This is a genomic window from Methylobacterium sp. E-012 (assembly GCF_057836545.1).
Map to the genome: position 1 here is coordinate 1,591,568 of NZ_JBYQEY010000001.1, position 17,923 is coordinate 1,609,490.

The following is a 17,923-nucleotide window of genomic DNA, read 5'->3' on the forward strand; positions in this document are numbered from 1 at the left end:
TGATGACCGAGACGCATCGCCCCGAGACCGACAGCATCGAAACGTTCCTGGCGGAGCTCGCGAGCGCCGCCCCGACCCCCGGGGGCGGCGGTGCGGCGGCGATCTCCGGCGCCATGGGCGCGGCCCTGGTGTCGATGGTCTGCAACCTCACCATCGGCAAGAAGAAGTACGTCGAGGTCGAGGCCGAGCTGAAGAACGTTCTGGCCCGATCCGAGGGCCTGCGGGTCGTTCTCACCGGCATGATCGGCGAGGACGTCCAGGCCTTCGACGCCGTCATGGGCGCCTACGGCCTGCCGAAGGCCACCGACGACGAGAAGGCGGCGCGCGCCGAGAAGATTCAGGCGGCGCTCAAGACCGCCTGCGACGTGCCGCTCGCCTGCTGCCGGGCCTGCCGGGCGGTGATCGACCTCGCGGCGATCACCGCCGAGAAGGGCAATCTCAACGTCGTGTCGGATGCCGGCGTGGCGGTGCTCTCGGCCTATGCGGGCCTCCGCAGCGCGGCGCTGAACGTCTACGTCAACGCCAAGGGGCTGGACGACCGCGACTTCGCCGACGAGCGGTTGACGGAGCTGGAGGAGTTGCTCTCGGAGGCTGGCGCACTCAGCGAGAAAGTGTACGGCGTGGTGAAGGCCAAGGTGAACTGACAGCGCCGCGCTTGCCCTCCCCCGCAGAGGGGGGAGGGCAGGGCGCGTGCCGAAGGGCCAGCTCCCGATCGGCGGCGCATGCGCCCAAATCACGGACTCAACAGTCGAGGCCGGGTGCATCACGCCCCGGCCTCGTTGTTTTTCTGTATGCTGCAATGCACCATAGAATACGATCCGTGTTGCGTTTGCGAAAAAGCCCCCGTGAAGCGGCATCTCAAAAAATTTGACGGGCGTAATCCTTCCACTCAACTAAAGTAGAGCGCATCAACGGCGGCAACGAACCGCGGAGGAGGCGCCGAATGGACGTTCACGAGTATCAGGCCAAGGAGCTGCTCGCGAGCTTCGGCGTGGCCGTCCCGAAGGGCGCCATCGCGTTCAGCCCGGACCAGGCGGTCTACGCCGCCACCGAGCTCGGCGGCTCGTTCTGGGCGGTGAAGGCGCAGATCCACGCGGGCGCCCGCGGCAAGGCCGGCGGGATCAAGCTGTGCCGGACCTACAACGAGGTCCGCGACGCCGCCAAGGATCTCCTCGGCAAGCGCCTCGTCACGCACCAGACCGGCCCCGAGGGCAAGCCGGTGCAGCGGGTCTACGTCGAGACCGCGGACCCGTTCGAGCGCGAACTCTACCTCGGCTACGTGCTGGACCGGAAGGCCGAGCGCGTGCGGGTCATCGCCAGCCAGCGCGGTGGCATGGATATCGAGGAGATCGCCGCCAACGAGCCGGATTCGCTCATCCAGGTCGTGGTCGAGCCGGCGGTCGGCCTGCAACAGTTCCAGGCGCGGGAGATCGCCTTCCAGCTCGGGCTCAACATCAAGCAGGTCTCGGCCGCGGTGAAGACCATCATGAACGCCTACCGGGCGTTCCGCGACTGCGACGGCACCATGCTGGAGATCAACCCGCTCGTCGTCACCAAGGACGACCGGGTGCTGGCCCTCGACGCCAAGATGAGCTTCGACGACAACGCCCTGTTCCGCCGGCCCGGCATCGCCGACATGCACGACCCCTCGCAGGGCGACCCGCGCGAGGCCCAGGCCGCCGAGCACAACCTCAGCTACATTGGCCTCGAGGGCGAGATCGGCTGCATCGTCAACGGCGCCGGTCTGGCCATGGCCACCATGGACATGATCAAGCACGCGGGCGGTGAGCCGGCAAACTTCCTGGATGTCGGCGGCGGCGCCTCGCCTGAGCGGGTCGCCACGGCCTTCCGGCTCGTGCTCTCGGACCGCAACGTCAAGGCGATCCTCGTCAACATCTTCGCCGGCATCAACCGCTGCGACTGGGTCGCCGAGGGGGTCATCCAGGCCGCCCGGGAGGTGAAGATCGACGTGCCGCTCGTGGTGCGGCTCGCCGGCACGAACGTGGAAGCCGGCAAGAAGATCCTGGCCGAGAGCGGCCTCGACCTGATCACCGCCGACACGCTGTCGGAGGCGGCCCGCAAGGCGGTCGACGCCTGCGCGGCGGCCAAGACCAAGCATTGAGGGGAGACCGCGCCATGAGCATCCTCATCGACGAGACCACCCCGATCATCGTCCAGGGCATCACCGGCGACAAGGGCACCTTCCACGCGAAGGAGATGCTGGATTACGGCACGAACGTCGTCGGCGGCGTCACCCCGGGCAAGGGCGGGCGCAGCCATCTCGGCCTTCCGGTGTTCAACACCGTCAAGGAGGCGGTGGCGGCCACCGGCGCCACGACCTCGATCACCTTCGTGGCGCCGCCGTTCGCGGCCGACGCCATCATGGAGGCGGCCGATGCCGGCCTGCGGCTGGTCTGCTCGATCACCGATGGTATCCCGGCCCAGGACATGATGCGGGTGAAGCGCTACCTGATGCGCTACCCCCGGGACCGGCGCACCCTGGTGGTCGGCCCGAACTGCGCCGGCATCATCTCCCCCGGCAAGGCGATGCTCGGGATCATGCCCGGCCATATCTACCTGCCGGGCAATGTCGGGGTGATCTCCCGCTCGGGCACGCTCGGCTACGAGGCGGCCGCGCAGCTGAAGGAACTGGGGCTCGGGATCTCGACCTCGGTGGGCATCGGCGGCGATCCGATCAACGGCTCGTCGTTCCTCGACCACCTCGCCCTGTTCGAGACCGATCCGGATACCGACGCGGTGCTGATGATCGGCGAGATCGGCGGCCCGCAGGAGGCCGAGGCCTCGGCCTGGATTCGCGAGAACATGTCGAAGCCGGTGATCGGGTTCGTGGCGGGGCTGACGGCGCCGAAGGGCCGCCGCATGGGCCATGCCGGGGCGATCATCTCGGCGGCCGGCGACAGCGCCGCCGAGAAGGCCGAGATCATGCGCTCGTACGGTCTGACGGTGGCGCCGGATCCGGGCTCGTTCGGTCAGACCGTGGCCGACGTGCTGGCCCGGGCGGCTTAGCGGCCCCTCAACCCTCCCCCCTCTGCGGGGGAGGGTGCCCCGCGATGCGGGGCGGGAGAGGGGCAGCGCGCCGGTGCGGGCTTCGGCTCCCGTCGCGACTTTTTTTCCGAAATGGCGCTCCCCTCTCCCGACCCCCGCTGACGCGGGGGCCACCCTCCCCCGCAGAGGGGGGAGGGAGCGCGTCGCGCTTCGTCCCGAAAGTACCGTGCGCCACGAGGTGGCCCCATGACCCGTACCCTTCACGCGACCCCCGGCCACGTCGATGCCACGGCCTTCGCGCCGCCGGTGATCACCGGCACCTCGTCGGAGCAGGCCCTGGACATCCTGTTCCAGGCGCTGCTCGACGTCGCCCGCCGGCACGATCCGGACCTGGAGGCGGTGCTGCACGGCACCGCCGACATCTCGCGGTTCTCGCCGCAGATGCTGGCACGCGCCCTCCAGGTGCAGGGGATCTGGTTCCAGCTGATCTCCATCGCCGAGCAGAACGCCGCGATGCGCCGCCGCCGCCACGTGGAGCGCACGGAGGGGCGGGCCGCGCTCGGCGGCTCCTTCGCCAAGGTCTTTTCCGACGCCCGCGCCCAGGGCATCCCCCCGGAGAAGATCCAGGCGCTGCTGAGCGACCTGCGCATCCGCCCGACGCTGACCGCGCATCCCACCGAGGGCAAGCGGGTGACGGTGCTGGAGAAATTCCGGCGCATCTACCTCGTGCTGCGCGAGCTGGAAATGCCGCGCTGGACCGACCGCGAGCGCAACGGGCTCATGAACGAGCTCCGCGACCAGATCGAGCTGGTCTGGATGACCGGTGAGCTGCACCTGGAGAAGGCCACCGTCGAGCGGGAGGTCGCCTGGGGGCTGCACTTCTTCGACGAGACCCTGTTCGAGATGTTGCCCGAGACCCTGGAGACCCTGGAGGAGGCGCTCGCCGAGACCTATCCGGGCACGGATTTCACGGTGCCGCCGTTCTTCCAGTTCGGCTCGTGGATCGGCGGTGACCGGGACGGCAACCCCTACGTCACCGCCGCCGTCACCCGGCAGACCCTGCACCGCAACGCGCTGGCCTCGCTCACCCGCTACCGCGACGGCGTGCGCGAGCTAGGGCGGACCCTGTCGCTCACCGAGCGCACCCTGCCGCTGCCCGAGGGCTTTCGTGCGGAACTCGACCGGCAGCTCGCCGAGAGCGGGCAGGCCCGGGCGATCACCCGGCGCAACCCCGGCGAGCCGTATCGCCAGTATCTCTCCTGCGTCCTGCGCAAGATCGACGCGACCATCGCCCGCAACGAGGGCGAGCACCCGTCCGGCCCCGATTACGCCAGCGCCGACGGGTTGATCGAGGATCTGCGCGTCCTGGAGCGCGGGCTGGCGGAGGCCAAATGCGCGGCGCTGGCCCGCGATCTCGTCCGCCCGGTCCGGCGCATGGTGGAGATCTTCCGCTTCTCCACGGTCCGGCTCGACCTGCGCGAGAACACCACCCGGACCACCGACACGCTCCACGCCCTCTGGCGGCAGCGCAACGGCGATGGTGAGCCGCCGGCCCTCGGCACCGCCGCCTGGCGGCAATGGCTCGACACGGAACTGGCCAGGCCGCGCGATCCCGAGCGCTCCTTCGAGGATCTGCCGGACGCCGCCCGGGAGACGCTGGCCACCTTCGCCCTCGTCGCCGAGATGCGCGAGGCCCTGGACCGGGAGGCGTTCGGCGCCTTCGTGCTGTCGATGACCCGCTCGGTGGAGGACGTGCTCGGCGCCTATCTGCTGGCCAAGGAGGCGGGGGTGTTCCTCGATGCCGCCGGCACCGAGATCTGCCCGTTGCCGATCGTGCCCCTGTTCGAGACCATCGACGACCTGCGCGCCGGCCCGGCGATCATGCGGGCGCTGCTCGGCACGCCGGTGGTGCGCCGCTCCACCCGCTGGCAGGGCGGCGTGCAGGAGGTGATGATCGGCTATTCCGACTCCAACAAGGACGGCGGCTTCGTCGCTGCCAACTGGGAGCTGTACAAGGCGCAGAGCAAGCTGACCCGGCTCGGCCAGGAACTCGGCGTTGGCATCGCGTTCTTCCACGGGCGCGGCGGCTCGGTGAGCCGGGGCGGCGTGCCGACCCACCGGGGCATCATGGCCCAGCCCCCGGGCTCGATCCGCGGCCGCTTCCGCACCACCGAGCAGGGCGAGGTCGTCTCGTTCAAATACGCCAACCGCGGCACCGCCGCCTACCAGATGGAATTGCTCGCCGCCTCGGTGTTCGAGCACGCCCTGGCCGGCGACGGCGAGCGGGCGGGGGCCGGCCACGACGACGCCCTGGAGGCGCTGGCCGGGGCCTCCCGGGCGGCCTATGTCCAGTTGCTCCAGACCGATGGCCTCGTCGACTACTTCCAGGCGGCGAGCCCGCTGGACGAGATCGCGCTCCTGAATATCGGCTCGCGCCCGGCCCGCCGGTTCGGCGCCCGGTCGCTCTCGGATCTGCGGGCGATCCCCTGGGTGTTCGCGTGGTCGCAGAACCGGCACGTGATCACCGGCTGGTACGGGGTCGGCTCGGGGCTGGCGAGCTTCCTCGACGTGCGTGGCCGGGAGGGCGAGGCGACCCTGAAGCGCCTGTTCCAGGAGTCGCGGGTGCTGCGCCTCGTCCTCGACGAGGTCGAGAAGACGCTGATGATGGTCGATCTCGACATCGCCCGCGCCTATGCGGGCCTCGTCGAGGATCCGTCGATCCGCGACCGGATCTTTTCCGCCATCGAGGCCGAGTACGCCCTGACCCGGGAGATGGTCCTGCGGGTGAGCGGCGGATCGGAGCTGGCCGAGCGCTTCCCGCTGTTCCGGGATCGGCTCAAGGGGCGGCTCCCGACGATCAACCAGGTCGGCCGCGAGCAGGTGGAACTGCTCGCCCGCTACCGCGCCGAGACCGACGAGGACCGGCGCGAGGCGGTGAAATCGGCCCTGCTGCTGTCGATCAACTGCATCGCGGTCGGCTTCGGGTCGACCGGATGAGGCGATGCGCGATTTTCCCTCCCCCCTCTGCGGGGGAGGGTGGCTCCCGAAGGGGGTCGGGAGAGGGGAGCGACGGTGCAGGACATGGCTTTGTCCGTCCCGACAGTCGCGCCTTATCCGGAACCCGGGTTCCCCTCTCCCGACCCCTGCTGACGCAGGGGCCACCCTCCCCCGCAGAGGGGGGAGGGGGACGCGCGGGTGTCATGAGCCGATGGAGCAGACCGAAACGCATCGCCGCGCCCTGTCAGGGAACCCTACGCGCGCCATTTGCCGCCGATGAACGGGATTGCATCCCGCAACGGCATCAGAACCGTCACCAGGAGAGAGAACCCAAGATGAGCTTCACCCTGATCCAGCAGGCCAAGGCCCGCCTGCACCGCTCGGAACTCGCCGTCCCGGGCTCGAACCCGACCTTCATGGAGAAGGCGACCTCCTCGGCCGCCGACGTGATCTTCCTCGATCTGGAAGACGCCGTCGCCCCCGACGACAAGGAGAAGGCCCGCACCAACATCATCCAGGCGCTCAACGACCTGGATTGGGGCAGCAAGACCATGATGATCCGCATCAACGGTCTCGACACCCACTACATGTACCGCGACGTGGTCGACATCGTCGAAGCCTGTCCGCGGCTCGACATGGTGCTGATCCCCAAGGTCGGCGTGCCTCAGGACGTCTACGCCATCGACGTGCTGGTCACCCAGATCGAGCAGGCCAAGAAGCGCGAGAAGAAGCTCGGCTTCGAGGTGCTGATCGAGACCGCCCTCGGCATGGCCAATGTCGAGGCGATCGCCCAGTCGTCGAAGCGCCTGGAGGCGATGTCGTTCGGCGTCGCCGACTACGCCGCCTCGACCCGCGCCCGCTCCACGGTGATCGGCGGCGTGAACCCGGACTTCTCGGTGCTCACCGACAAGGACGAGGGCGGCAACCGCCAGACCCACTGGCAGGACCCGTGGCTGTTCGCCCAGAACCGGATGCTGATCGCCTGCCGCGCCTACGGCCTGCGCCCGATCGACGGCCCGTTCGGCGATTTCTCCGACCCTGACGGCTACACCTCGGCGGCCCGGCGCTGCGCGGCGCTCGGCTTCGAAGGCAAGTGGGCGATCCACCCGAGCCAGATCGATCTGGCCAACCAGGTCTTCACCCCGTCCGAGGCCGAGGTGACCAAGGCCCGCCGCATCCTCGAGGCCATGGAAGAGGCCGCCAAGGCCGGCCGCGGCGCCGTCTCCCTCGACGGCCGCCTGATCGACATCGCCTCGATCCGCATGGCCGAGGCGCTGATCGAGAAGGCGGATGCCATGAAGGGCTGAGGCCCAAACCGCGAGGGCGGATCCCGGGACCATCCCGGGGGCCGTCCCTCCGCGCGCAGGGACGGCGAGGAACGCCGGTCGCCTCAGAACGGCCGGTCGTCCGGCAGCCGTGCCGCCGCCATCTCGTCCGGCGTCGGGTCGCGGTGGATCACGATCCCCGCGCGCCAGTCCGCCGCGATCAGGCCGAGCCGGGCGAAGCCGTCGAGCCAGCCGTCCATCGGCCAGAGCCCGTGCCGGGCGTGGAAGCGGCCGGCATTGGCGACGATGTCGCGAAAATGCTGGAGCGGCGGGTCGAAGCCCGGGTGATGCTGGTGGTAGGCCTTCGGGCCGCCGAGGAACAGGATCGGCACCCCGGCCGCGTCGGCCCTGAACGCCAAGTCGGTGTCCTCGGCCCCATAGCCGGAAAAATCCTCGTCGAAGCCGCCGAGTCGGTCATAGGTGGCGGCGCGCACCGCGAAGGCCAGCGACCAGAACAGGCCCGGCTGCGGCGCCGGCGCCACCACGCCCGGCGGCGGAAAGGCCCGCACCGGATGCGGCTGCCCGAGCCGCTCCAGGTCGGCCTCGTGCCAGCCATCGCCGACCGCACCGGCCGGCAGGTAGCCGATGGCGCAGCAGATCAGGCCGTCGTGTTCGGCCGCCGCCCGCGACAGGCCGCCCACGAGCCCCGCCGAGGGGATGCAGTCCACGTCGAGGAAGATCAGCGTGTCGGCCGTCGTCGCCCGGCGCCCGGCGTTGCGCGCCGCCGCGAGCGGCAGGCCGTCCCGCGGGAAGGGCACGCGCTCCACCGGGAAGGGCAGGGCGGGCAGGGGCGCATCGTCGCCACCGATCTCCACGACGATCGCGGCATCGGGCGGCGCGCCGCGGCCGAGCCCTTCGAGCAGGCGGATGAGGTGCGGCCGCCGGCCCTTGTTGAGGGTGATGATGGCCGTGCTCACGGAACGGGTCCAGCGCGCAGGACGTCGATCCGATACGCCGCCGTCCGCGACTGGTGCAGGACCCGGGCGAAGGGCGCGGCGAGCCGGATGAACGCCTCGGCGGCCCCGTCGCCGGATTGCGGATAGTCGGTCTCGCCGAGCCAGTGCACCAGAACGAGATCGCCCCCGGGTGCGATCGCCGCGCCGGTCCGGCGCACAACCTCGGACAGGTCCGGGGCTGCGAGGAAGTACAGGACTTCGCCGAACACGATCAGGTCGAATTGGCCGACCGGCCAGTCGGCCGGCACCGCGCCCTGGCGGATCTCGATGCCCAGCCGGTCGGCGCAGCGGGCCCGGGCCGCCTGGGCCGCCGCCGGGACCAGCTCGGTGGCGAGCAGCCGGTCGCAGTGCTCGGAGAGGGCGCGGGTGAAGACGCCGATCGAGCAGGCCGGCTCGAAGGCCGTCTGGTAGTGCGCCCGGGGCAGGGCGGCCAGCGTCGCTGCGTATTTATCGCGCTCGTAGGCCGAGGTCGTGAAGCCCCAGGGATCCGGATCGCTGGCGTACATCCCGGCGAAGTAATCGTCCGGCAGGGTCTCGGTCCGGCGGTTCATGCGGGGATTGCCACGAAGCGTTCGTAGGGGCCGCAGAGCCGGGCGATCATGTCGGGCTCGAGCCGGAAGCCCTCCGGATCGTCCGAGATCAGGTCCGTGATCTGCGATTCGTGCGCCGCGACCGCGCGGGCCTTGGTCTCGCGGTAGGCGGTGACGTCGAGGCGCAGACCCTCCGGCGCCGCGCCGACCTCGGTCCCGGACGGCAGGGTCCAGCCCCAGACCGGATACTCGTAGACCCGCACCCCCGGCATCCGTGGCCGGGCCAGGGCGACGATGGCGGCGGCCGCCCTGTGATCACAATGCGGGTCGTTCCGCCAAGTTACGAAAGCTGCGCCGGCGCCGCAGGCGGCGGCGGCCTGCGCGACCGCCGCGGCGGCGGCCTCGGCGACCGGCCCATCGCTCGGCACGTGCGCGTCGGGCAGGCGCAAAAAGGTCACGTCCTCCGCCCCGAGCCCGAGGATCGCCGCAGCCCGCACGGTCTCCGCCTCGCGCAGGGCGCGCAGCGTTTCGGGCGGGTAAAGGCGGGAATGCGTGTGCGAGCCGCAGCCGTCGCTGATCACGACGAGATGTACGCGCCGCCCGTCCGCCCGCGCGGCCGCGATCAGGCCGCCGCAGCCGAGGCTCTCGTCGTCGGGATGCGGCGCGACGACCACCAGGCCGCCATCCCCGACCAGCGTGTCGAGGCTCGCCACGGGCAGGGCCTCGGCGGCCGCCAGGAAGGCGTCGGCGCGCATCAGCGGGACGCCGTTTGGGCGGGGAGGGTCGCGGAACGCGCGGCGCTCCGGGACGGAAGACGGGGGAGAGAGGTCACGGATCGCTCCGGGGCGGCACGCGGGTTCGTGCCCCCCGGCTATCGGACCGGGCGCCTGAACGCGCCATGAGCGGCGCGTTCGGCTGGCCGTCGTGGCCTGTCGAGACGGAACTTCACCGATCGTTCTCGGTGGTGAGCCCGCCGAGACGGGTCCCCTCGTCGGTGCCCGACTCGCTCGCCAGATGGACGCCGGGGGTGGGCGACTCGGTGAAGACCACCCCGGCCGCGCCGAGCGCACTCCGTACGGCCTCGATCTGCCCGCTCGGCGCATCGCCGTAGCCGCCCTCGAAATCGCGCACGAAGCGCTCGTCGAGACCGACCTTCGCGGCCAGATCCGCCTCGGACCATCCGAGCAGCCCCCGGGCCGCCCGCGACTGCGCCGGACTCATCGCGCGCGCGCTCGCCCCGCTCTGCGGGCCCTCGTCCGATCCTGCCAAGGTCACTCTCCCGATCCGCGATGTTCGACAACGGCCGCCGGCGCGGATCGTTTCCGGGCGGTCGCGGCGAGGCCCGACCATAATTGTGCTGAATTCCTGTCGCATCCGCCAAGGCGCATGGATTCGGAACCGCCCCTTGGGGGGCGGTCCCGCGCGGCGGGCGCGGGATATCCGGATCCGGAATGGCCTGCGCGCGGAGCGCGCGACATGGGGACTGAACGATGAGAGGGGCGCTGATCGCGACCTTGGCCTGTGCCGTTCTGGTCGCGGACCTGTCCGCGGCGACGCAGGCGCAGGCCCAGATGGGGGGCGGGTCTCCCACCGGATTCGGCAAGGGCAACCGTCGTCCCGGCGGCGAGGACGAGAAGAAGCCTCAATACGTCCCGGGGGCGAAGGCCAGCGAGAAGATCTTCCCGCTGGATTCCACCTGGACGGCCGTCAGCCTCAACGGCAAACCGTTCACCGGCGGGGACCGGCCGAGCTTCATCATCGACAAGCAGTACCGCGCCCGCGGCTACGGCGGCTGCAACACCTTCGCGGCCACCGCCTTCCCGCTCAAGGAGCAGCACATCGCCGTGGGCCCGCTCGCGCTCACCAAGAAGAGCTGCGACAAGGGCTTGGCGGCCACCGAACAGGCCTTCTTCGTCGCCCTGCGCACCTCGGCGGTGTGGGACCTGGTCGGCTCTCAACTGGTGCTCAAGAGCCCGAACGGCGAACTGAAGTTCGACCGCGCCCTTTAAGGGCCCGTTCACCACGTCGGACGAAGGCGGGCGCCGATTCAGACCGTCTTGGGGACTTTAGAGCATCACGCCTCCAGTATTGCGGAGGTGACGGATGCCAATCGGGATCGGTATCGGGCGCGGCGTCGACCTGCGCCCCGGGGTGATGCGGAGCCCGCGATCCACGGGCCCGGACGGGTTCCACCCCGGTGCCCTGTGGCTCGCCGCCACCGTGCCGGTGCTGGCCACCCTGCTCCTCGTCGTCCGGCTCGCGACCTGACGGCACGAGCCGTCTCGTCACGCTCCGATCACGGGGCGCCGGAGGGCTCCTCGGACGTATCCTGCGCGTCGGCGCGGGCCGGCTCGGCCGCCGCCTTCGGCATCGTCACCGGCGGAAACAGCGTCGCCAAGCCCGCGGCGACACCGTACAGGACCGGGTCCGCGTTCAATCCCGCCCGGGGTGGTTGAAGATCACTCGTCCGCATCATTCGCTTGCGGGCACCGCGCGCGTTCGCGAGCATCTGACCGCACCCTCATCATCTGTCGATCAACACGTCGAACATGGTCAATGCCGCGTGCCGCGATTCGTTGCCGCGGGCCGTTGATTTTTCGCGCCGGGACCCTGTCGCTGCTCGATCTCGGGGCGCGGCGCGTCCTCAGCCGCGCCGGCGCAGGACGGTGACCGGCGCCTCGAGCGGGCGGCAGGCGGCCGGGACCACGCTCATGATCGCCGCGCTCGGGCAGCGCGCCCGGCAGCTCTCGGCGGCCTCGATCTGATCGCGGCCGCAGGCATCGGCGAAGCAGAAGGTCCCGAGATCCTCGCAACTGGCCCGGAAGCCGTCGAGCGGCGGCGCAACCGCACCCAGATCCGCGGCCGTCGCGGCGCCCTGGCTCAGCAGGAGCCCGACGAGGCCGATCGATGCGCGCAGCCGGGCCATCCGTAAACTCCATCCGCGCCTCGCGCGCGGCGGCAGCCTTAGCATTGGCGGTCGCACCCTGCCATGCCGGCGGCCGGCGATCGCTGCCGCCGGCCCGGGGGGACGATGCCCGTGGACGCGGCTTACGCCTTGGCCTTCGCCCGCTCGATCGCCTCTTCGATCAGCCGGTGGGCCTCCTCCTTGTCGCCCCAGCGGACGAACTTGACCCACTTGCCGGGTTCCAGGTCCTTGTAGTGCTCGAAGAAGTGCTGGATCTGCTGGATCGTGATCTCGGGGAGGTCGGTGTAGTTCTCGACCCGGTCGTAGCGCTTGGTCAGGTGGCGCGAGGGCACCGCGATGACCTTCTCGTCCTCGCCGCCCTCGTCCTGCATCACCATGACGCCCACGGGCCGCGCGCTGATGATCGCCCCCGGCAGCACGGCGCGGGTGTTGGCGACCAGCACGTCGCAGGGGTCGCCGTCGCCCGACAGGGTGTGGGGGATGAAGCCGTAATTCCCCGGGTAGAACATCGGCGTGTACAGGAACCGGTCGACGACCAGCGCGCCGGATTCCTTGTCCATCTCGTACTTGATCGGCTCGCCCCCGAGGGGCACCTCGATGATCACGTTGACGTCGTGAGGCGGCTTCTTGCCGAGCGGGATGGCGTCGATCTTCATGGCGTGTCGCTTCCGGATCCGGGCTTCTGAGTTTCCCAGACCTCTTAGAGACGCCGCCGGAACTTGCAAATCCGTCGTCGCCGCGCTCCGGCAACGAGTGCCGGAAAACGTTAGCCGAACAGGAAGCCGACCTTGGGCAGGGCGATTCCGGCCATGCGATCGAGCACCCGCGGGCCGGGCCGGCCCCCGAGCCCCTCGTAGAAGGCGCCGGCGCGGGCATTGTCCTCCAGGCTCCACACGCCGAGCCGCGTCAGGCCGTGATCGCCGAGATCGTTGCGGACCGCCCGGAACAGGCGCCGGCCCAGGCTGACGCCCTGGTATTCGGGAAGGAGATACAACTCGTCGATCTCGGCCTCGGTGCCGAGGCTGCGGCTGCGCGTCCGTCCATAGGCCGCGTAGCCGACGACCCGATCGGCCGTCTCCACCACGGCGATCGGCCGCCCGCGACGCAGGGCGCCGCGCCACCACGCCCGGTCCCGATCGGCGATCAGGCGCTCCAGGGCGACGCCCGGAATGATCCCGCGATAGGCCTCGCGCCAGGACGCATCGAACACCTTGGACAAGTCGCCGAGATCGGCCTCGCGGGCCCGGCGGATGCTCGTGGTGCGCGTGCTCATGGGCTTCCGGCCTCCCCTCATCCGACCGACGGATAACCCGCGCGGTCCGCCCAGGTTCGATGCCGATCCGGGCGGAGTGAAGGCAAGAACGGCGCCGAAACCCAGGCGGCCACGGGGCGCGGCCGGTTCGGCGGTGAATTGCCGGCCCCTCGGCCGGCTGATAGAGCCCGGCGCTCGTTCCCCGCGGCAGCACGGCCTTGTTCAACCGCTTCCTCAAGCCCGAGACGCGCTACGCGCGGCGCATGGCCCGAATCGCCCGCTTCGAGCGGCCGATCGCCGGCCCCGGCGACCGGCTGAAGGCCTGGGCCAACATGCTGCTGATCGACCATGGCGTGTTCCGCCTGGCCTATCTCAACCGGCACCGGGTCGGCACGGGGGCGCTGTGGCGCTCGGCCCAGCCCGGCCCGCACCAGCTCGCGCGTTTCCGGGCCGAGGGCGTGCGCACGGTCATCTCGCTCCGCGGCGGCCGCGAGCACGGATCGTGGCCGCTGCAGCGGGAGGCCTGCGAGCGCCACGGGCTGAGGCTCGTGGAGTTCGTGCTGCGCTCCCGGGAGGCGCCGGACCGGGCGACCATCCTGGGCGCCAAGGCGTTCTTCGCGGGCATCGAGTACCCGGCCGTGATGCATTGCAAATCGGGCGCCGACCGGGCCGGCCTCGCCTCGGCCCTCTACCTGATCCTGCACGAGGGCCGCCCGGTCGCCGAGGCGGCCCGGCAGCTCTCGGCCCGCTACGGCCATCTCCGCTTCGCCAAGACCGGCATCCTCGACGCGTTCTTCGCCCGCTACCGCGCCGAGGGCGAGGCGCAGGGGATCGACTTCCTGACCTGGGTCGAGACGATCTACGATCCAGAGGCGCTCAAGCGCGACTTCCGGCCGGGCTTCTGGTCGGACCTCGCCGCGGACCGGCTGCTGCGGCGGGAGTGAGCCTCACGGGTCTCGGCCATCAGATGCGCCGACATCTTGCAAGGATTACACACCCGTTCCACATTCTCACCGGGTTGCCGGGTGCGGCGGGCCAAGGGTGACGCGTGCGGGGGCGGCGTGGACTCGAAAGACTTGATCCGCACGCTCGAGGGCGCGGGCTGGGTTTGGCATTCGACGACCGGAAGCCATCGGCATTTCAAGCATCCGTCCAAGCCTGGAAAGATCACTATCCCGCATCCCAAGAAAGACATGCACCCGAAGACGGTCAAGGCCATCCTGAAGGCGGCCGGTCTCTAGAGTTTGTTTCCACGGGCAGAGGCAAACAGACATGAACGGCTATATTGGTCTCATGCATCCGCCAGCCGGCGTCTCCGAGTGGGGCGTCACGTTCCCGGACGTTCCGGGATGTGTGTCGGCAGGTACGAGCTTCGAGGTGGCGGCCGAGTCGGCGCGCGAGGCCCTGTCCGGCCATCTCGCCATGCTGATCACGGACGGGCTGGCACCGCCGCCTGCGCGCACGCTGGCGGAGCTCCGTGCGGATCCGTCCGTGGCGGAGGAACTGGAGGACGCCATGGTCCAGCTCATCGCCCCGCGGCGGGTTCCGGGCGAGCGCGTGCGCGTCAACATCATGATCGATAAGGGATTGCTGCGGCTGACCGACGAGGCGGCTGAAGCCCGGGGCCTCAGCCGTTCGGCCTTCATCGAGGCGGCTCTGGTCAGCGCCGCTGGCAGTTAGCGCATCGCTGCGGAAGCTGGTTGCCGGCTTTCGGGGCGATGCGCGGGCAGACGCTACGTCACTCCGCCGCCGGCCGCGCCGCCTCGCGGAAGGGGTGGGCCCTGTAGGTGCCGATCACCCGCACCTCGCGGGAGAAGAAGCCGAGCTCGTCGAGGGCCCGGCTGAGGCCCGGATCCTCGGGATGGCCGTCGACCTCGGCGTAGAACTGGGTGGCGGTGAACTCGCCGTCCATCATGTAGCTCTCGAGCTTCGACATGTTGACGCCGTTCGTCGCGAAGCCGCCCAGCGCCTTGTAGAGGGCCGCCGGGATGTTGCGGACGCGGAACACGAAGCTCGTCACGCACGGCTCCGTCCCGGGGGCGACCGGGTCGGCCTCCGGGGAGAGCACCACGAAGCGGGTGGTGTTGTGCGCCTCGTCCTCCACGTCCCGCTCCAGGATGTCGAGGCCGTAGACCGCGGCGGCCAGCGCCGGCGCCAGCGCGGCCCGGCTCGGATCACCCAATTCCGCGATCTCCCGGGCCGCGCCGGCGGTGTCGCCCGCGACCACGGCCTTGAGGCCCAGGCGGCGGATGAGCCGCCGGCACTGGCCCAGGGCGTGGACGTGGCTGTGGACGCTGCGCAACCCGTCGGCCGAAGCGCCGGGCAGCACCATCAGCTGGAAATGGATCGGCAGGAAGTGCTCGGCGACGATGTGCAGGGGCGAGGTCGGGATCAGGTGATGGATGTCGGCGACGCGGCCCGCGATCGAATTCTCGATCGGGATCATCGCCCGCCGGGCCCGGCCCTCCGTGACCGCCGCGAAGGCATCCTCGAAGGTGGGACAGGGCAGGGGCGTCCAGTCCGGATACGCCTCCGCGCAGATGATGTGCGAGTTGGCCCCGGGCTCCCCCTGATAGGCGATGGTGCGGTCGGTCATGGCGGTGGGATTCGTTCGCGAGGTCAGTTCAGGCGCCGGCCCCGGAGCAGGGCGCGGGCGCGGTCCAGGTCGGCTTGGGTGTCGACGCCGAGCGGCAGATCGTCGACGATGACGGCGTCGATGCGCATGCCGGCCTCGAGCGCCCGCAGCTGCTCCAGCTTCTCCCGCTGCTCCAGCTCGCCCGGGGGCAGGGCGACGAAGCGGCCGAGCGCCGTGCGCCGGTAGGCGTAGAGGCCGATATGGTGCCAGAGCGGCCCGTCGCCCCAGGGGGCGCGGGCGCGGGTGAAATAGAGGGCGCGCAGCCGCTTGGGGCCGACATGGTGGCCGACGAGTTTGACCACGTTCGGGTTGTCGGCCTCGTGCGGATCGGTGATGGCCGCGCAGAGGGTGACGATGTCGACGGTGCGGTCGGCCAGCGGCAGGATGGCCGCGCCGATGATCGCCGGGTCGATGGTCGGCAGGTCACCCTGCACGTTGACGACCACGTCGTGGCGGCCCTCCGGATCGACGCTCTCCAGGGCCTCGGCGAGCCGGTCCGAGCCCGACGGGTGGTCGGCCCGGGTCATCACGGCGATGCCGCCCGCCGCCTCCACGACCCGGGCGATCTCCGCCGCGTCGGTGGCCACCACCACGGGGCCGATCCCGGCCGCGACCGCGCGCCGCCAGACATGGACGATCATCGGCTCGCCGGCGATGTCGGCCAGCGGCTTGTTCGGCAGGCGGGTCGCCGCGAGACGCGCGGGGATCAGGACCAGGGGATCGGACATCGCGTTCGGACCCGACGATTCGCAGCGCGGGCAAGGGCCGGACGGCCGCACCGCATGCGGGGCCGGCTGCTTATCAGGCTGGCCCCCCGTTGTCGTCCCCCAGAGCCGGAGAACCCGAATGGCGAAAAGATGCCGTTCGGTGACAAGCTTGACGATTCACCGGCATAATTCTGCGCTGCAGCGCCGCGGGGGCCGCCGCCGGCATTGTCAGGTGCCGCTGCGAACGGCTAAGGCAACTTCGAAATCTTCCAAATGTCTGGCGTCCGAATGCGCTCGCTCGTGATCAGGCGCGCGACGGGCCCGGGTCGAGACGCGAGTAGAGCATGAACGCGTTCGAGGTGAACAAGGTCCTGGGCGCGGTCCTCGGCGCCCTGCTGTTCGCGGCCGGATCGGGTTTCGTCGCCGAGTTGATCTACCACCCGCGGCCGGCGGGCAAGGCCGGCTACGACCTGCCCGAGCCGGAGCCGAAGACCGCTGAGGCCGCCCCGGAGGCCAAGGTCGAGCCGATCGCGGTCCGCCTCGCCAGCGCCAATGTCGAGAAGGGTGAGGCCGGCACCAAGGCCTGCCATGCCTGCCACAACTTCGAGAAGGGCGGACCGAACAAGGTCGGGCCGGCCCTGTACGGTGTCGTCGAGCGGCCGAAGGGGGCGCATCCGGGCTTCGAGTATTCCGCGGCCATGAAGGAGAAGGGCGGCGCCTGGACCTACGCGGAACTCGACGAGTTCCTCACCAATCCGAAGGGGTACGTGAAGGGCACCAAGATGGCCTTCGCCGGGATCGCCTCGCCCCAGGAGCGCGCCAACGTCATCGCCTACCTGCGCTCGAACGCGGAGGATCCGAAGCCGCTGCCGGCCGTCGAGAAGACCGAGGCGCCGGCACCTGCGGCCGCCCCCGCGGCGGCCAAGCCCGCGGCCGCTGAACCCGCGGAGGCCAAGCCCGCGGAGACACCGGCCGACAAGCCGACCGCCGCCAAGCCGGCAGCCTCCAAGGCGTCCGAGGGCAAGGACAGCCCGGCCAAGCCGGCGGATACCAGCACGGCCAAGCCGGTCGAGGAGAAATCCCCCGGCAGCCCCCGCGCACCCAGCGAGTCCAGCGACCGCAATGCGCCGTCGCCACCGGCCGGCGCCCATGACGGCGACCAGCAGGGCCAGCCGTCCAGCGCGATCCCCGCCGAGCCGACCGCCCCCGCGGCGCCGGCCGCCAAGGAGCCGCCCGCGCAGGCCAATCCCGAGGCGGTCGACCGGGCGAAGGATCTCAACATCACCGTCCCGAGCAAGGACCCGAACGCGCCGAAGCCGTAGGGCCGCACCGGTGCGCGGGCGGCACTGGGCTGCAGCGATCAAGTGGCGAACGCATCCCGCCTGATTCGCCTGGGCACGCCGTCTGATTGCAACCGCGGATCCGCGCCGGTGATCTCGGCCCTTTGACCCGGAGCGATGGTCCCAGCCGCAGGGGACGGTGCGCGCCGCCGGATCCCGTGGGCCAAAGGCTCGACGGGCCCTGTTTCCAAGGTGTTCGCGCTGGGTGCGGGAATCGCGATTCCGGCTGCAACATTGTCAGACAGCAGC

Annotated in this window: 21 protein-coding genes; 11 read left to right on the forward strand and 10 right to left on the reverse strand. The window is 70.6% G+C overall.

Annotation, left to right across the window (positions count from 1 at the left end; all coding sequences use genetic code 11):
* Positions 1-2: 2 nt before the first annotated feature.
* From fchA to AC3IF1_RS07550, 5 genes are all read left to right on the forward strand, one after another.
* The gene (gene fchA / locus AC3IF1_RS07530; protein ID WP_489216929.1) at positions 3-644 is read left to right on the forward strand and encodes a methenyltetrahydrofolate cyclohydrolase; all 642 of its coding nucleotides are present in this window, start codon (positions 3-5) and stop codon (positions 642-644) included.
* A gap of 299 nt (positions 645-943) precedes the next feature.
* Positions 944-2,122, forward strand: coding sequence for a malate--CoA ligase subunit beta (locus tag AC3IF1_RS07535; RefSeq protein WP_243967787.1), 1,179 nt, complete (start codon positions 944-946; stop codon positions 2,120-2,122).
* Between the two features lie 14 nt (positions 2,123-2,136).
* A complete protein-coding gene (gene sucD, locus AC3IF1_RS07540) occupies positions 2,137-3,027 on the forward strand; it encodes a succinate--CoA ligase subunit alpha (protein WP_243967786.1) in 891 nt (296 codons plus the stop codon).
* Positions 3,028-3,252: 225 nt separating this feature from the next.
* Positions 3,253-6,003 carry a phosphoenolpyruvate carboxylase gene (locus AC3IF1_RS07545; protein WP_489216932.1) on the forward strand — a complete coding sequence of 917 codons (2,751 nt, stop codon included), beginning with the start codon at positions 3,253-3,255 and terminating at the stop codon, positions 6,001-6,003.
* Positions 6,004-6,338: 335 nt separating this feature from the next.
* The gene (locus tag AC3IF1_RS07550) at positions 6,339-7,310 is read left to right on the forward strand and encodes an HpcH/HpaI aldolase/citrate lyase family protein (protein WP_243964771.1); all 972 of its coding nucleotides are present in this window, start codon (positions 6,339-6,341) and stop codon (positions 7,308-7,310) included.
* An 83-nt stretch (positions 7,311-7,393) separates the two neighbouring features.
* On the opposite strand, the gene AC3IF1_RS07555 is transcribed toward AC3IF1_RS07550, so the two are convergent.
* The 4 genes from AC3IF1_RS07555 to AC3IF1_RS07570 all read right to left on the reverse strand — a co-directional run bounded on the left by AC3IF1_RS07555 (position 7,394) and on the right by AC3IF1_RS07570 (position 10,083).
* Positions 7,394-8,245, reverse strand: a complete 852-nt coding sequence (locus AC3IF1_RS07555) for a glycosyltransferase family 2 protein (RefSeq protein WP_489216935.1) — start codon at positions 8,243-8,245, stop codon at positions 7,394-7,396.
* The gene (locus AC3IF1_RS07560; protein ID WP_489216937.1) at positions 8,242-8,835 is read right to left on the reverse strand and encodes an SAM-dependent methyltransferase; all 594 of its coding nucleotides are present in this window, start codon (positions 8,833-8,835) and stop codon (positions 8,242-8,244) included. The genes AC3IF1_RS07555 and AC3IF1_RS07560 overlap by 4 nt, the downstream gene beginning before the upstream one ends.
* Complete coding sequence (locus AC3IF1_RS07565; protein WP_489216939.1) at positions 8,832-9,569, reverse strand: PIG-L deacetylase family protein; 738 nt, start codon at positions 9,567-9,569, stop codon at positions 8,832-8,834. Before AC3IF1_RS07565 ends, AC3IF1_RS07560 begins: the two co-directional genes overlap by 4 nt.
* Before the next feature lie 190 nt (positions 9,570-9,759).
* A complete protein-coding gene (locus tag AC3IF1_RS07570; protein WP_243964767.1) occupies positions 9,760-10,083 on the reverse strand; it encodes a helix-turn-helix domain-containing protein in 324 nt (107 codons plus the stop codon).
* Positions 10,084-10,304: 221 nt separating this feature from the next.
* Here AC3IF1_RS07570 and AC3IF1_RS07575 point away from each other — a divergent pair, with 221 nt between their 5' ends.
* Positions 10,305-10,823 carry an META domain-containing protein gene (locus AC3IF1_RS07575; protein ID WP_489216941.1) on the forward strand — a complete coding sequence of 173 codons (519 nt, stop codon included), beginning with the start codon at positions 10,305-10,307 and terminating at the stop codon, positions 10,821-10,823.
* A gap of 94 nt (positions 10,824-10,917) precedes the next feature.
* Positions 10,918-11,082, forward strand: a complete 165-nt coding sequence (locus AC3IF1_RS07580; protein WP_489216944.1) for a hypothetical protein — start codon at positions 10,918-10,920, stop codon at positions 11,080-11,082.
* Positions 11,083-11,110: 28 nt separating this feature from the next.
* On the opposite strand, the gene AC3IF1_RS07585 is transcribed toward AC3IF1_RS07580, so the two are convergent.
* The 4 genes from AC3IF1_RS07585 to AC3IF1_RS07600 all read right to left on the reverse strand — a co-directional run bounded on the left by AC3IF1_RS07585 (position 11,111) and on the right by AC3IF1_RS07600 (position 13,013).
* Entirely contained in the window at positions 11,111-11,323 is a 213-nt protein-coding gene (locus AC3IF1_RS07585) for a hypothetical protein (protein WP_489216946.1), read from the reverse strand.
* Between the two features lie 135 nt (positions 11,324-11,458).
* Entirely contained in the window at positions 11,459-11,740 is a 282-nt protein-coding gene (locus AC3IF1_RS07590; protein WP_489216948.1) for a hypothetical protein, read from the reverse strand.
* 122 nt (positions 11,741-11,862) lie between these two features.
* Entirely contained in the window at positions 11,863-12,396 is a 534-nt protein-coding gene (gene ppa, locus AC3IF1_RS07595) for an inorganic diphosphatase (protein ID WP_243964762.1), read from the reverse strand.
* A gap of 110 nt (positions 12,397-12,506) precedes the next feature.
* Entirely contained in the window at positions 12,507-13,013 is a 507-nt protein-coding gene (locus tag AC3IF1_RS07600; protein WP_489216950.1) for a GNAT family N-acetyltransferase, read from the reverse strand.
* 197 nt (positions 13,014-13,210) lie between these two features.
* Here AC3IF1_RS07600 and AC3IF1_RS07605 point away from each other — a divergent pair, with 197 nt between their 5' ends.
* The 3 genes from AC3IF1_RS07605 (at position 13,211) to AC3IF1_RS07615 (ending at position 14,672) form a co-directional block, all read left to right on the forward strand.
* Entirely contained in the window at positions 13,211-13,936 is a 726-nt protein-coding gene (locus tag AC3IF1_RS07605; protein ID WP_243964759.1) for a tyrosine-protein phosphatase, read from the forward strand.
* Positions 13,937-14,068: 132 nt separating this feature from the next.
* A complete protein-coding gene (locus AC3IF1_RS07610; RefSeq protein ID WP_243964758.1) occupies positions 14,069-14,233 on the forward strand; it encodes a type II toxin-antitoxin system HicA family toxin in 165 nt (54 codons plus the stop codon).
* 52 nt (positions 14,234-14,285) lie between these two features.
* Positions 14,286-14,672, forward strand: a complete 387-nt coding sequence (locus tag AC3IF1_RS07615; protein WP_489220347.1) for a type II toxin-antitoxin system HicB family antitoxin — start codon at positions 14,286-14,288, stop codon at positions 14,670-14,672.
* 58 nt (positions 14,673-14,730) lie between these two features.
* Here AC3IF1_RS07615 and AC3IF1_RS07620 read toward each other — a convergent pair whose 3' ends face one another.
* Together AC3IF1_RS07620 and AC3IF1_RS07625 are read right to left on the reverse strand one after the other, a co-directional pair.
* Entirely contained in the window at positions 14,731-15,588 is an 858-nt protein-coding gene (locus AC3IF1_RS07620) for a prephenate dehydratase (protein ID WP_489216953.1), read from the reverse strand.
* A gap of 23 nt (positions 15,589-15,611) precedes the next feature.
* The gene (locus AC3IF1_RS07625) at positions 15,612-16,355 is read right to left on the reverse strand and encodes a 3-deoxy-manno-octulosonate cytidylyltransferase (RefSeq protein ID WP_489216955.1); all 744 of its coding nucleotides are present in this window, start codon (positions 16,353-16,355) and stop codon (positions 15,612-15,614) included.
* Between the two features lie 323 nt (positions 16,356-16,678).
* Here AC3IF1_RS07625 and AC3IF1_RS07630 point away from each other — a divergent pair, with 323 nt between their 5' ends.
* Positions 16,679-17,656 carry a c-type cytochrome gene (locus tag AC3IF1_RS07630; RefSeq protein WP_243964754.1) on the forward strand — a complete coding sequence of 326 codons (978 nt, stop codon included), beginning with the start codon at positions 16,679-16,681 and terminating at the stop codon, positions 17,654-17,656.
* Positions 17,657-17,923 lie beyond the last annotated feature (267 nt).